Annotated in this window: 12 protein-coding genes; 6 read left to right on the top strand and 6 right to left on the bottom strand. The window is 55.7% G+C overall.

Annotation, left to right across the window (positions count from 1 at the left end; all coding sequences use genetic code 11):
• Positions 1–27 precede the first annotated feature (27 nt).
• Entirely contained in the window at positions 28–801 is a 774-nt protein-coding gene (yaaA, locus tag L0666_RS13015; protein ID WP_235261822.1) for a peroxide stress protein YaaA, read from the top strand.
• Here the strand turns inward: yaaA and L0666_RS13010 are convergent.
• Complete coding sequence (locus L0666_RS13010) at positions 798–1,973, bottom strand: acetyl-CoA C-acyltransferase family protein (RefSeq protein WP_235261821.1); 1,176 nt, start codon at positions 1,971–1,973, stop codon at positions 798–800. The genes yaaA and L0666_RS13010 overlap by 4 nt on opposite strands.
• 308 nt (positions 1,974–2,281) lie before the next feature.
• On the opposite strand from L0666_RS13010, the gene L0666_RS13005 reads away from it, so the two are divergent.
• The 4 genes from L0666_RS13005 to selD all read left to right on the top strand — a co-directional run bounded on the left by L0666_RS13005 (position 2,282) and on the right by selD (position 8,544).
• Positions 2,282–2,938, top strand: coding sequence for an ABC transporter ATP-binding protein (locus L0666_RS13005; protein WP_235261820.1), 657 nt, complete (start codon positions 2,282–2,284; stop codon positions 2,936–2,938).
• Entirely contained in the window at positions 2,935–5,319 is a 2,385-nt protein-coding gene (locus L0666_RS13000; protein ID WP_235261819.1) for an ABC transporter permease, read from the top strand. The genes L0666_RS13005 and L0666_RS13000 overlap by 4 nt, the downstream gene beginning before the upstream one ends.
• Positions 5,309–6,343 (top strand): lipocalin-like domain-containing protein, encoded by a 1,035-nt coding sequence (locus L0666_RS12995; protein WP_235261818.1) that lies wholly within the window; start codon positions 5,309–5,311, stop codon positions 6,341–6,343. Before L0666_RS13000 ends, L0666_RS12995 begins: the two co-directional genes overlap by 11 nt.
• Positions 6,344–6,411: 68 nt before the next feature.
• Positions 6,412–8,544, top strand: a complete 2,133-nt coding sequence (gene selD / locus L0666_RS12990; protein WP_235261817.1) for a selenide, water dikinase SelD — start codon at positions 6,412–6,414, stop codon at positions 8,542–8,544.
• Here the strand turns inward: selD and mnmH are convergent.
• From mnmH to L0666_RS12970, 4 genes are all read right to left on the bottom strand, one after another.
• Positions 8,537–9,586, bottom strand: coding sequence for a tRNA 2-selenouridine(34) synthase MnmH (mnmH, locus tag L0666_RS12985; protein WP_235261816.1), 1,050 nt, complete (start codon positions 9,584–9,586; stop codon positions 8,537–8,539). The genes selD and mnmH overlap by 8 nt on opposite strands.
• Positions 9,587–9,631: 45 nt before the next feature.
• On the bottom strand, positions 9,632–10,411 hold the full coding sequence (locus tag L0666_RS12980) for a metallophosphoesterase (protein ID WP_235261815.1): 780 nt from the start codon (positions 10,409–10,411) through the stop codon (positions 9,632–9,634).
• Positions 10,412–10,488: 77 nt separating this feature from the next.
• Positions 10,489–12,087: a phosphoglycerate dehydrogenase gene (gene serA, locus L0666_RS12975; protein ID WP_235261814.1), complete on the bottom strand. Its 1,599-nt coding sequence runs from the start codon at positions 12,085–12,087 to the stop codon at positions 10,489–10,491.
• A 61-nt stretch (positions 12,088–12,148) separates the two neighbouring features.
• The gene (locus tag L0666_RS12970) at positions 12,149–13,288 is read right to left on the bottom strand and encodes a phosphoserine transaminase (RefSeq protein ID WP_235261813.1); all 1,140 of its coding nucleotides are present in this window, start codon (positions 13,286–13,288) and stop codon (positions 12,149–12,151) included.
• Positions 13,289–13,465: 177 nt separating this feature from the next.
• Between L0666_RS12970 and serB the strand changes: the two genes are divergently transcribed.
• Positions 13,466–14,332, top strand: coding sequence for a phosphoserine phosphatase SerB (serB, locus tag L0666_RS12965; protein WP_235261812.1), 867 nt, complete (start codon positions 13,466–13,468; stop codon positions 14,330–14,332).
• Here serB and L0666_RS12960 read toward each other — a convergent pair.
• Positions 14,329–14,766, bottom strand: coding sequence for a 6,7-dimethyl-8-ribityllumazine synthase (locus L0666_RS12960; protein WP_235261811.1), 438 nt, complete (start codon positions 14,764–14,766; stop codon positions 14,329–14,331). The two genes, serB and L0666_RS12960, sit on opposite strands and share 4 nt — an antisense overlap.
• Positions 14,767–14,792 lie beyond the last annotated feature (26 nt).

The following is a 14,792-nucleotide window of genomic DNA, read 5'->3' as shown; positions in this document are numbered from 1 at the left end:
AGTTCTTATCAAACCAAAGGTCAGACCATGCTCACTGTCATTTCGCCCGCCAAATCCCTCAATATGGAACCCGTGTCCGTTGAGGCGACCGCGCCCGATTTTCAGAAAGAAGCAATCAGTCTCGCTAAGACATCCCGCAACCTTACGCTTGGTGGGTTGAAAGACCTGATGTCGATCTCAGATGATCTGGCCAAACTCAACAGGGACCGTTTCAAAGCCTTTGCAGATGTACCAACGGCCGACCAAACCAAGGCCGCGGCGTTCATGTTTGATGGTGACACGTACCAAGGGCTGGAGGCCAAGACACTTGGCGAGGACGACTTATCCTATGCACAAGATCACTTACGTATTCTGTCTGGCCTTTACGGCCTCTTGCGGCCCCTCGACGCGATCCAGCCCTACCGTCTGGAAATGGGCAGCCGACTGAAAACCCGTCGCGGGAAGAACCTTTATGACTACTGGGGCACGACGATTTCCAAGGCGTTGAATGCGCTTGGCGAAGCGCAAAACACGGATACCCTCGTCAACTGTGCGTCCCAAGAATACTTTGGCGCAGCAGACACCAAAGCACTCAAGCTAAATGTCGTTACGCCCGTTTTCATGGAGGTCAAAGATGACCGTCCACGTATCGTCAGCTTTTTTGCCAAGCGCGCACGCGGTGCCATGGCGCGCCATGTCGTCGAAAACCGCGTAACGACGATGGACGGTCTGCGCGACTTTAGGGCAGGAGGCTATGCCTACGACGCCGATCTCAGCGAAGACAATAAGCCGGTGTTCCTGCGCGATTATCCTAAAGCCTAGATGCGTTCGATCGCCAGCGCGATGCCCTGACCACCACCAATACACATGGTGATCAACGCGCGTTTGCCGCCCGTCCGTTCCAACTCGTACATCGCCTTTACTGTAATGATTGCGCCGGTCGCACCCACGGGATGTCCAAGCGCAATTGCGCCACCATTCGGGTTCACCTTCGCCGGGTCAAGCCCGAGCTCTTTGTTCACCGCAAGCGCCTGAGATGCAAAAGCTTCATTGCTTTCGATGATGTCGAAATCGCCGACCGACAACCCTGTCTTGGCCAGCAGGTTTTCAATTGCGGGCACAGGCCCAATTCCCATGACTTCGGGCCGCACGCCAGCGTGGCCATAGCCTAGAATGCGGTATTTAGGTGTCAGCCCCGCCTTTTCGGCAGCGTCTGCAGTGGCCAAGACCAAGGCAGCAGCGCCGTCATTGATACCGGACGCATTGCCCGCGGTCACAGTGCCGTCTTTCTGGAAAACAGTACGGAGACCGGACAGGGCATCAAGTGTCGTCGCCTTGGGGTGTTCGTCGCGCTGAAACTGAACGACTTCACGGCGTTTTTTTACGTCAACGGGCACGATCTGCTCGTCGAAATATCCAGCTTCGATCGCAGCGGCTGCACGGTTCTGTGATTCGAGAGCAAAGGCATCTTGGTCTTGCCGCGTGATTGCATGTTCGTTTGCTACGTTCTCAGCGGTGACACCCATATGCCCTGTTCCAAACGGACAGTTTAGTGCGCCGAGCATCAGATCCTGACCACCCAAATCGCCCATTTTCGCGCCCCAACGGGCATCGGGCAAGATGTAGGGAGAGCGGCTCATGTTTTCCGCCCCACCCGCCAAGCCGAACTCCGCATCGCCAAGGGATAGCGACTGAACAACAGATACAATCGCCTGCAAACCAGAGCCGCACAAACGGTTCACGTTCATCGCAGGTACTGTATTGGGGATGCCGGCCTGCATTGCAGCCACACGGCTTAGATACATGTCGCGCGGTTCGGTGTTGATGACGTGGCCGAAGGTCACAGTCCCGATCAGCCCTACATCAACTCCGCTGCGTTCTAACGCCGCTTTGGCTACCGTCGCGCCAAGTTCAATTGGTGCAACACCGGCAAGGCTTCCACCAAAGGCGCCAATGGCAGTCCGTGCTCCGGACAAAATTACGATCTCTGACATGGTTTGTTCCCCCGTGATTTAGAGGCAACCTATCTAGCGACGCCTGTCTGCCAAGACTTACGTTACGACCGCCGTCCCAAATTCAAAGAACCTGACGATTAGCAACGGTCAAATCATGAGTTTACTGTAGTTTGAGTACACGAACGGTTTGGTCATTGTCATTCTACCCCTTTGGCTAGCTAATTTCATTGCCCCAACAAAAAGAGAATGTGCCGCAGCCCATAACCAATTCCTTACCTCGCGTTGACGGCTAAGAGATGGTTTAACCTAATCGAGTTTCCAAATGGCCTATAGTTGGATTGAGCCCTATGTTGTTGCGCGTTACTGACCTCGTCAAAACTTATCCTGCGCCAGATGGTATCTTGCCAATACTGCAGGGTATCAACATGACTTTGGAAAAGGGGGAAACTCTTGCGTTGACTGGGGAATCCGGCAGCGGAAAAAGCACGCTTTTGCATCTGGTCGGCGGGCTGGATCAACCGGACAGTGGTAGCGTGGAACTGGAAGGCCAAGACATCGGTGGCTTGGATGACGCTGGCCGTGCAGCGGTTAGACGCGACAAAGTTGGCGTGGTGTTTCAGCAGTTCAATTTGATTCCGTCTCTGAGCGTCGCGGCGAACATTGAATTCCAAGCGCGATTAAGCGGGCGCGAAAACGCCGAATGGACCCAAGACTTGGCCGCACGCATGGGCCTTTCGGATCAGCTGTCGAAATACCCGGAACAACTGTCGGGGGGTCAACAACAACGCGTTGCGATTGCCCGTACATTGGCGGCTCGTCCCACGCTGATCCTTGCGGATGAACCTACCGGAAATCTGGACGAGGCCACAGCCGACACTGTCCTCGAATTGATGTTGTCCCTCGCGGCCGAAACTGAAGCCGCTATGCTGATGGTCACACATTCCGAACGTTTGGCCGCAAGAATGAGCCGTCGCATGCATCTCCGTAGCGGACGCATCGCATGACGAAGGCGGGACTTCAGGCGCTGCTGTCTCATTGGAGGCGCAATCCGATGCAGCTGTTTACGCTGGTCGTCGGATTGTCGTTGGCGACGGCCTTGTGGTCTGGCGTACAGGCCGTCAACGCAGAAGCTCGCGCAAGCTATGATGCCGCCGCCGAAACCTTGGGCGAAGGGCAATTCGCTCAGATAACATCGCCAACTGGGGAAATCGCGCAGAACGATTATGTCCGCCTTCGTCGTGCGGGTTGGCTCGTGAGCCCGCTCGTGCAGGGCCGCCTAGATGGAGTGCTAGTTATCGGGCTGGACCCTCTCACGTCTCCGAATGGTATGGGCGGCCCTGATTTGGGTGAGGATGGTTTCGCCATTGAAACTTTTATGGACGGGGCCGTATTTGGCCAGCAAGCGACTCTCGATCGCTTCACCGCTGAAAATGTTACTGAAATCGTATTCCCAAACGTTGCGACGGGTCTGCTTCTGACAGACATCGGCACCGCGCAACGTCTGCTTGGTCGAGAGGACATTATAGATCGGTTGATCGTCGCGCCCGATCAACCGATCACACAGCAGCCGTTGCAGGACGTCGCGCCCAACTTGGCGTTGCGCGAACCGCAATCGGGTTCAGATGTCGCCCGCTTAACCGATAGCTTCCACCTCAACCTTACGGCGTTCGGATTGTTGTCATTTGCGGTCGGCATTTTCATTGTTCATGGCGCAATTGGCCTCGCGTTTGAACAACGCCGCCCGATGATACGAACCCTTCGCGCGCTGGGCTTTCCCTTGCGCCGCTTGATGATTTTGATTGCGGCAGAGCTCTTGATGATCTCGCTGATTTCCGGGGCCATTGGTGTTGGTCTTGGGTATGTTGTTGCTGCCGCGCTTTTGCCTGACGTCGCAGCAACTTTGACCGGCCTTTATGGCGCGTCTGTTTCCGGGACTTTGCAACTTCGACCAGAATGGTGGCTTTCAGGTCTCGCGATTGCGGTTGGGGGGACAGGTTTGGCATCGGCTGCATCTTTATGGAAACTGTCCCGCATGCCGCTGTTGACCTCAGCGCAGCCACGCGCATGGGGCATGCAAGCTGTCGCGGCGCGTTATTGGCAGGCTGGTCTGGCTGCGGGGTTACTGTTGGTCGCGCTGGTTTTGGGGGTGGTCGGGGGCGGCCTCATTGCGGGGTTTGCAATGCTGGCTACACTATTGGTTGGGGCGGCCCTCGCGTTGCCCGTGATCCTTGACCGCGTGTTGGCGGTAGGTGCGAAACGGGCAAAGTCTGTGATGGCCCAATGGTTTTGGGCCGACACGCGCCAACAGTTGCCGGGCCTGTCTTTGGCGCTCATGGCGTTGCTGCTGGCAATGGCGGCCAACGTCGGTGTGTCGACAATGGTCAGCAGCTTTCGAATGACGTTCACTGGGTTTCTCGATCAACGGTTGGCTTCTGAATTTTACGTCTATGCGAATGACGCCGATCAAGCGGAACGCCTTGCAGCGTATTTAGAGCCACGCGTCGATCAGGTTCTGCCAATTCAATTCACAACGCAGGATGTAAAAGGGATGCCGTCCGACATTTACGGCCCAGCACCGCATTCGACCTATCGGGACAATTGGGTGTTCTTGCAGTCGACGCCGGATGCTTGGGCGCAAATCGAAACCGCCCAAGGCGCCGCCATAAACGAGCAATTGGCCCGACGCATGGAGATCGAAATCGGAGACGAGATTACCTTGGCGGGCAAAGCTTTCCCAGTGCTTGGCATCTACGGGGACTATGGCAATCCGATCGGCCAAGTGATCGTAACTGAAACTGCGTTCGCGACGTTGTTTCCAGATGTTCGCCCCGAAAGGTTTGGACTGAGAATGGATCCCGCTGACGTCCCTGCACTGGCACAGAACCTGCGCGATGCTTTTGGATTGGCCGAAGACAACATGGTCGATCAGGCGGGCATCAAGGCATTTTCGCTTGCCGTATTCGACCGCACATTTACAGTTACGGGCGCATTAAATGTGTTGACGCTGGCGGTTGCAGGTTTTGCAATTTTGATGAGTTTGCTTACCCTCGCGACCATGCGTCTACCGCAGCTTGCACCGGTTTGGGCGCAAGGCGTCACGCGGGCGCGGTTGGGGCACCTCGAAGTGATCCGGGCGGTTCTATTGGCATTGCTGACGGCTGCTCTGGCACTGCCACTTGGCCTCGCTTTGGCATGGACGCTGCTGGCGGTCGTAAACGTCGAAGCCTTCGGTTGGCGATTGCCGATGTTCCTGTTCCCCTTGGACTACATTCGTTTGGCGGCCTTTGCTGTCGCAGCGGCGGTTCTGGCGGCACTCTGGCCTGCACGAAAACTCGGCCGCACGAAGCCCGCCGAACTGCTCAAGGTGTTTTCCAATGAACGCTAAAATCATCGCCTTGCTCCTGCTTCCTTTAACGGCATCAGCCCAAGGCTTTGCAGGTTTGGGAACAGGGAGCGACGCATTCGCGACCCCTGAACGACCGGCGATTTTCAATTTCCCGAAGGACCATGGTCCACACACCGACTTCCGCATCGAATGGTGGTATTTAACGGCCAACCTCGAAGCAGAAGACGGAACGCCTTATGGATTGCAGTGGACGTTGTTCCGCTCCGCGTTGGCGCCGGTTGAGGGGGAAAGCTGGTCTTCACCGCAATTTTGGATGGGGCACGCCGCTGTTACGACTCCGAACGCGCACTTCGTGACAGAGCGCCTCGCGCGCGGGGGTATTGGCCAAGCGGGGGTTAACGCCGATCCATTCGATGCATGGATAGATGATTGGCAACTTGTCGGGACAGATTTTGACACACTAGACATGACCGCCAGCGGCCCTGATTTTGCCTTTGACATGGGGCTCACGGCGCAGGGACCTTTGGTGTTTCACGGTGATGCTGGGTACTCCGTTAAATCCGCGCAAGGGCAAGCCAGTTATTATTACTCGCAACCGTTTTACGACATTTCTGGCACGCTTACTCTGCCCGACGGCGAAGTAGAGGTGACGGGGCAGGCCTGGCTTGATCGCGAATGGTCTTCGCAACCGTTATCCAACAATCAAACAGGGTGGGATTGGTTCTCGCTCTCTCTCGATACTGGAAAACTCATGGGGTTCCGTCTGCGTCAAACGGACGGCAACTACTACACTTCGGCGACATGGATCGCGCCGGATGGCACGGCGACCCCCTATGGAGATGGCGCGTTCGTGGCCGAACCTGTTGCGACAACGGACGTAAATGGCCGCGAGATACCGACAATGTGGACCGTTCGCCTTGATGCCCAAGGGGTGGACGTTGATGTTTATGCGTTGAACCCGCAGGCGTGGATGGGCACGTCTATACCTTATTGGGAAGGTCCGATTGTTGTTGAAGGATCCCACACTGGCCGCGGTTACCTTGAAATGACAGGCTACGACTGACACATCGCTGGCGCAGGTGTGATGACATGTCTCTCGCGCTGCCCAGCACCCCACGCTAAGAAAACATTATGAAACAATCGATCCCATTCACCCGTGACCTCGTCTTTGTTGGCGGAGGGCACACTCATGCTCTTGTTCTGCGATCATGGGGGATGAACCCCCTGCCTGGTGTGCGGCTGACCGTCATCAATCCGGGTCCAACGGCGCCCTATTCAGGGATGCTGCCGGGGTTTGTCGCGGGCCACTACACGCGCGATGAATTGGACATTGATCTGGTGAAACTCGCACGGTTCGCTGGCGCGCGTTTGATTGCGGGTAAGGCAAGCGCCATTGATCCTGTAGCAAAGACCATCACCGTGCCGGATCGCCCACCCGTCGCCTACGATGTGGCCGCGATTGATGTTGGCATAACGTCTGAAATGCCACGCCTTGCGGGGTTCACGGAAAACGGTATTCCCGCGAAACCGTTGGGTGTTTTTGCTAGCCGTTGGGATGCGTACCGCGAAACTGCTACTGCGCCGAAAGTTGCGGTTATCGGCGGCGGTGTTGCTGGGGCGGAACTTGCCATGGCGATGGCCTACGCTCTGCGCAAAAAATCCCCAGAAGTGTCTCTGATTGATCGGGGCGAAGTTCTTGATGGGTTCGACGCACCTGCCCGCAATCGGTTGATGGCAGCCTTGGAAGAATTGAATGTAACCTTGGTCGAACATGCTGATGTGGTCGAGGTTTTGGCCGATGCAGTTCGGCTATCTGACGGGACTCTGGTCGCATCCGATTTCACCACTGGGGCGGCTGGTGCACGTCCTCATGATTGGGTTTCAGACATTGGACTGGATCTGCACGACGGGTTCCTGACGGTTGGCCCAACATTGGAAACATCTGACCCCAATGTTTTTGCGGTTGGGGATTGTGCGCACCTGTCTCATGACCCGCGCCCAAAGGCTGGCGTTTTTGCCGTGCGTGAAGCGCCCTACCTTTTTGATAACCTGCGCGCCCGATTGTCTGGTGGCAAGATGCGGCACTATCATCCGCAAAAAGACTACCTGAAACTGATATCATTGGGTGGCAAAGAAGCTCTCGCTGAAAAACTTGGGACGGCACGGCGGGGGGCGATGTTGTGGAAATGGAAGAACCACATTGATCGCAAGTTCATGACCCAGTTCGACACACTCCCGCACATGCAACAGCCCCTTCCGATCCGAGCGGCTGATGGCGTTAAGGACGCGATAGGTTTTGCGCCTTTGTGTGGTGGTTGCGGTGCTAAGGTTGGGCGTGACGCACTGCAAAACGCGCTGTCCAAACTGCCCGAAAGCCACCGCTCCGATGTATCCCGCCTTGCCGGAGATGATGCCGCGATACTGAGCATGGGCGACACCCGCCAGGTCTTGACCACGGACCACCTTAGCGCGGTCACGGATGACCCCGTTACCATGGCCAAAATCACGACCACCCATGCGTTGGGCGACGTCTGGGCGATGGGCGCGGACCCGCAAGCCGCGGTTCTGTCTTTGACCCTGCCGCGCATGACATCTGACCTACAGCAACGAACAGTGTCCGAAATTACTCAAACCGTCGCTCAACAACTGAAAGACGCGGGCGCGACACTTGCTGGCGGGCACACCACGATGGGTGATGGCATGACCATAGGCCTTTCGGTCACCGGCCTGTGTGAACGTGACCCGATCACGCTGGTGGGTGCGAAACCGGGGGATGTTTTGGTGCTCACCAAACCTATAGGGTCCGGCACAATCCTTGCGGCGGATATGCAGCGCCGCGCGCGTGGCGAGGATGTGCTGGCCTGCCACCACACCATGATGATGTCCCAAGCTAACATCGCGCACCTGCTGCGTGGCGCAAGCGTAATGACGGATGTGACTGGGTTTGGACTGGCCGGACATCTGGCGGGGCTTTGTGCTGCGTCGGGAGTAGGCGCAACTGTTCGGCTTTCGGATGTCCCGTTGATGAATGGTGCATTGAATTTGGCTGAGGAGGGCATCCGGTCAACAATCTATCCAGACAACCGCAAAGATCCCCGCATAACGGCCCCCGATACGTCCCACGCAGCGTTGATGTTTGATCCGCAGACGTGCGGTGGCTTGCTTGCCGCTGTGAATACGCAACTGGCCGAAGACCTCGCCGCCAATCACAAGGTTTGGATCATCGGCGATGTCGTAGATGGTAGCGGTGTGACATTCAGCTAGCGGCAATCGTATCGGCGATCTGATTGGCCAAAACCTCTCGTTCCGCGTCACTCAAGTCGGGCACAGTGAACCGTTTCAACACCTGCGCCCCATGTCGCGAACGCGATGCGCGATAGCTTGGGTCGTAGTGATCTTCCATGAGTGCTTTGGCCAAGCCTTCAAAGTCGTCGCCATCCAGTAACGTGCGCCACCGATCAACTACTCCGCCCCGATGGCGGCGCAGGATCTCGAGCCTCGACACCATCGCTGAGCGATCAACACTCATGTCGGCATAGGCCTTGGAAAGATAACGCGCCCGAGCATCTAATGGTGCATCTATCTCGATCCGGGGCGCGGCCTTCATCGCAATCCATAACGCGGGCGGAATGATGCGCGCCCCGATCTTGCTGCTTTCGGCCTCGATAATCACAGGGCGCGACGGATCAAACTCTGCTAAAGCAAAAGCCAGGGCGGTCTCGAATGCCTTTTGCGATGGTTGTCCGCCCTCCATCGTCCCAAGCAATGATCCGCGATGGTTCGCTAAACCTTCGAGGTCCAAAACTTGCACACCACGCGCGCCGAGAAGGCGGAGTGTATCCGTTTTCGCTGTTCCAGTATTGCCGTCGAGCAGGATGATACGATGGGGCAGTTCATCCGTATAAAGAGCATCGTAGACCAACCGTCGAAAAGTTTGATAGCCGCCCTCAACGACTCCAGCGCGCCACCCGATCTGGGTTAGAATGGATGCAAACGATCCTGATCGTTGACCGCCACGCCAACAATACACCAAAGGGCGCCACCCGCCGTCTTTTTCTGCCAATGGACCATTCAGATGGTCCGCAACATTGCGCGCGACCATCGCCGCCCCAAGTTTACGGGCGTTAAAAGGGGTATCTTGCACATAGATTGTGCCGATTTCAGCCCGTTGATCGTTGGAGAGTGCGGGCAAATTAATAGCGCCCGGCACGTGATCTTCAGCAAACTCCGCAGGAGAACGAACATCAATAACAGTGTCGAACCCGTGGTTCAGAATATCTGTCAGAGTGGCAAAGCTGGTTTTCATAAGCCTTGCTTAACCGACCCGTCCCCTCGTCGAAAGTGGATAGCGTTAGGGACGCAACCCCGTGCGCCCATCCTCGTCCAACGTGAACCAGTCGCCTTCATCACAAACCGCAGGTACCAATGTGCGTCCGTAGCCAGCGCCTGCATCCAGATTAATCCGGTTTCCGTGGTGTTTAGGGAACTCCAGTGCCGTGTGACCATGCACAACAACTGCACCGTGATCCGCTTCGCTTTCCAGCCATCCGTCGCGTATCCAAGTCAGGTCGGCTTCGTCCTGTTTGTCGAGCGAAATACCCGGACGGATGCCAGCGTGCACAAAGATATGGCCATGGGCTTGATGGATGCGCGGCTGCGCTTCGATCCAGTCTAAGTGCGCCTTGGGAACCCTATCGCGGGCCGCTTGCAGCAATTCTGCCAGCAACGCAGGCGGTGTCGGGTCCAACCCTTCTTGCAATAGGGTATCCATGCCGCCACCAGCTGGGTGATTGAACTCGGGTAGTTCGACATAAGAAGCCAAAGTATTTGGCCCCCCAAGGCGATGATGCAGCCAACCTTTGCCGGATAAGATATGTGCGTCATTCACGATGCCATGTGTCATGAAACGCCAGAACATGAGGTCATGATTGCCGATCAGACAGGTCCAGGGTTTACCCGCTGCTTGCCCGTCCATGAGACGCTGGATGACCCCGTTACTGTCAGGTCCGCGATCTACGTAGTCGCCAAGAAAAACGATCGGCGCGTCTGCGCCGCCGTCTGCTTCGATCAGGGCAAGCGCACGCTCGAGCTGATCGGAATATCCGTGGATGTCACCAATGCAATAAAACATGCGCGGCATATGACAGGGGCCGCCCCCGATTACGAGGGGCGGCCCGAAAATGTCACTAGATTGTTGCGTTAACGCGCTTAAGCGACGTCAAACGCCAAAGGTTTAACCTGTGTGAACAATTTTGTGCCTTCTAGTTCTTGCAGCGCACCTGCAGGAACCGGTGCATCCACATAAAGCAATGCAATTGCTTCGCCATTCGCCTCGGAACGGCCCAACGTAAAGTTCGCGATGTTTACGTCGTGCTTGCCCATGGTCTGTCCCAATGTGCCGATAATGCCCGGAACGTCTTCGTTAGTCGTGTAAACCATGTGCGCACCAATTTCGGCGTCGATATTGATGCCTTTGATCTGGATGAAACGTGGTTTGCCGTCGCTAAACACAGTGCCCGCGATAGAACGTTCGCGTTTGTCAGTTACGACAGTCACTTTTACGTAGCCGTCGAATGCGCCGGATTTGTCTTGCTTGGTTGTGGAAATCTGAATGCCACGTTCCTTGGCGATAACAGGCGCACTGACCATGTTTGTGTCAGGGTTTGCCTTTTTCATGATGCCCGCAAGTACAGCAGCCGTCAGCGCCTTGAGGTTCATTTCGGAAACGGAACCGTCGAACATGATGTTGATCGCTGTGATCGGTTCGTCCGTCATCTGACCGGTAAAGTTACCGAGGTGGCCGGACAAGTCGATCCATGGCCCCATGATCTTGGCTTCTTCGGCAGTAACGGATGGCATGTTCAATGCGTTGGTGACGGCACCTGTCATCAGGTAGTCGGACATTTGTTCTGCCACCTGAAGGGCAACGTTTTCCTGCGCTTCGGTTGTCGCGGCACCTAGGTGCGGCGTGACAACGACGTTTGGCAAGTTGAACAGCGCGTTCTCTTTCGCAGGCTCTTCTGCGAATACGTCGAACGCAGCGCCTGCCACGTGGCCGGATTTTAGCAGTTCTGCCAAAGCCGCTTCGTCAACCAAACCACCACGGGCACAGTTGATGATACGCACGCCTTTTTTGGTTTTGGCGAGGTTTTCAGCAGACAGGATGTTTTCAGTTACGCCAGCAATGAACGGTACGTGCAGCGTGATGAAATCAGACTTAGCCAACAATTCTTCTAGCTCAACTTTTTGAACGCCCATCTGGTCGGCTTTTTCTTCGCCAAGGTAGGGGTCATAGGCCATGACTTTCATTTTCAGGCCACGGGCACGGTCACAGACGATCCCGCCGATGTTACCTGCGCCGATCACGCCCAGTGTTTTGCCTGTCAGCTCGACACCCATGAATTTGGACTTTTCCCACTTACCAGCGTGCGTAGATTCTGACGCTTCGGGAATTTGACGCGCAACCGCGAACATCATCGCAATCGCGTGTTCTGCTGTTGTGATCATGTTGCCGAACGGTGTGTTCATGACAATGATACCGGCCTTGGAGGCAGCTTCTTTGTCGACGTTGTCTGTACCAATGCCAGCTCGCCCGATCACTTTCAGGTTCGTGGCTTTTTCGATCAGCGCCGCTGTCGCTTTTGTGGCGGAGCGGATCGCAAGACCGTCGTATTGGTCGATTACAGCGGCCAGCGCCTCTTTATCTTTGCCAAGGTCCGGCATGAAGTCGACATCAATGCCGCGATCGCGGAAGATTTGAACAGCGGTTTCAGACAGTTTGTCAGATACGAGTACTTTAGGGGCCATGATTTTGGTCCTTTGAATATAGGGGAGGGTCGGGGCCCTGCGGCCCCGAAATTATGTATGATTAGGCTGCGATTTCGGCCTGAAATGCCCAGTCGAGCCACGGCAACATCGCTTCGATGTCGGAGGTCTCAACAGTAGCACCACACCAGATGCGCAGGCCTGCTGGGGCATCGCGGTACGCACCAACGTCCAATGCAACACCTTCGGCCTCAAGCCGTTTCGCAATCGCTTTCGCAAATGCTGCACCATCTTCGATACGGTCATCCGTAAACTTCAGACAAACAGAGGTGTTCGAACGGGTCGCTGCGTCAACGGCAAGGTTGTCGATCCAGCTGCGCGTCGCACAGAAGTTCCAGATCGCCTGTGCGTTTGCATCAGCGCGCATCCGCAACGCATCAAGCCCACCAAGTGATTTCGCCCAGTTCAAAGCGAATAGATAATCTTCAACACAAAGCATGGAAGGCGTGTTGATCGTTGCACCTGTGAAGATGCCGTCGATCAGCTTGCCACCTTTAGTCATGCGAAAGATCTTCGGCATGGGCCAAGCAGGCGTATAGGATTCAAGACGTGCAACAGCGCGTGGTGACAGGACGATCATCCCGTGTGCCGCTTCGCCGCCCATGACTTTTTGCCAGGAAAAGGTCGTTACATCTAGTTTGTCCCACGGCAGGTCCTGTGCAAAAGCAGCGGACGTCGCATCGCAAATTGTCAAACCATCGCGGTTGGCGGGGATCACATCACCGTTTGCTACACGAACGCCAGATGTTGTGCCGTTCCAAGTGAACACGACATCTTGGTCGTAGTCCAAAGTTGCCATGTCAACGATATGACCATAGTCGGCCACATGCTCGGACGCTTCAATCTTCAATTGTTTAACAACGTCGCTGACCCAGCCAGCGCCAAAGCTTTCCCATGCAACCATCTGCACAGGGCGTTCGCCCAAGAGGGACCACATCGCCATTTCCATCGCGCCTGTGTCAGACGCAGGCACAATGCCGATTTTGTAATCTGCAGGAATGCCGAGCACTTCACGAGTGCCTTCAATTGCTGCTTTCAATTTGTCTTTGCCGACAGCCGCGCGATGGGACCGGCCCAAAGGGGCGTCCTGCAAAGCATTGAGTGACCATGTCGGGGGTTTGGCACAGGGGCCAGAGGAAAAACGCGGGTTTGCCGGCCGCGTTGCCGGTTGCTGAGTAGCCATTTCTGGTATCCTTACAGATAAATGCCCTTCGTTGGGGAAGGGTGTCCCACCGCCGCGTCTAAGGGGTTGGGTGCGTCACGGCAACAGCAAACGTAAGTTTTTGATAAGTTCGGGTTGCGGTTCGGCTCTAAGCAGGGTTTTTGAGGTCGCAACCGCACACTAACAGAAAGATCGTCCATGTTTGTTGTTACCCTGATTGCCAAAGCTGGTGCTTTGCAGCCTGCTCTTGTCGAATCGCTGCGCAATGCATGGGGTGGGCAATCTGCTCAGTGGCTGGCACCTGACGAAGCGGCTGAATTCGCCATGGAGCGTGCGCCGGACAATGGGCCACAGGTTTGGACGGATCTGCAAGAACAGAGCGTTGATCTGGTCATTCAACCGTTCACGGGCCGGCGTAAGAAAATGTTGCTGGCCGACATGGACAGCACCATGATCCAGCAAGAATGCATTGATGAATTGGCAGACGAGGCTGGCGTTGGCGCCCATGTAGCAGACATCACCGCGCGCGCTATGAATGGCGAGCTGGATTTTGAATCCGCGATTGATGAACGGGTTGGTCTGCTCAAGGGGCTCGACGAAAGCATCATCGGCCACGTCTTGAAAACACGGATCAGTTACATGCCTGGTGGCCGTGAATTGGTGCGAACGATGAAGGCCAATGGTGGTTTCAGTGCTTTGGTGTCGGGTGGTTTTACGGCCTTCACCGCAAAAGTCGCTAATGAACTTGGCTTTGATGAAAACCGCGCCAACACCCTCGAAATTGCGGAGGGTATTCTTACAGGAAAGGTTGTTCGGCCAATCCTTGGACAGCAGGCCAAACTCGATGCACTGGGCGAAATCACGACGCGCCTCGGCATTACCGCAGACGATGTGATTGCCGTAGGTGACGGGATGAATGATCTGCTGATGCTTTCAAATGCGGGCACAGGTGTTGCGCTGCACGGCAAGCCCGCCTTGCAAGAAAAGTGTGACGTGCGGATCAATCATGGCGATCTCACCGCACTGCTTTACCTGCAAGGCTATGCCAAAACGGAATTCGCTTAAGCTGCCAACGCGTTTCGCGTTTTACCAATAATCAACGCGGCGTTCGCGGCTTCGCGACCTTTCTCAACAAAGTGGTCGCGATAGATTGCGTTGTGGTGATCTGTTTCTTGATAATGGTGCGGTGTCAGAGAAACCGACAGCACAGGTACGCCAGTATCAAGGCTAACGCGCATCAGGCCATCTACAACGGCAGAAGCAACGAAATCGTGCCGGTAAATGCCGCCATCCACAACGAATGCCGCGCAGGCAATCGCTGCATATCGACCCGACTCGGCGAGGTCCTTGGCAACCAAGGGCATCTCAAACGCACCTGGCACATCAAAAACGTCGATCTGGGACGCGGGAATAAGTTCGCAAAATCCATCATAGGCACGATCTACGATATCAGCGTGCCATTGTGCCTTAATAAAGGCGTAGCGAGGGGCGATTGTCATTAGGGTCTCCTTTCCCGATTACCACG

The organism is Octadecabacter algicola (assembly GCF_021532625.1).
GTDB lineage: Bacteria > Pseudomonadota > Alphaproteobacteria > Rhodobacterales > Rhodobacteraceae > Octadecabacter > Octadecabacter algicola.
Note: the sequence above shows the minus strand (reverse complement) of the source record. Positions and strands in the feature narration are given on the sequence as shown.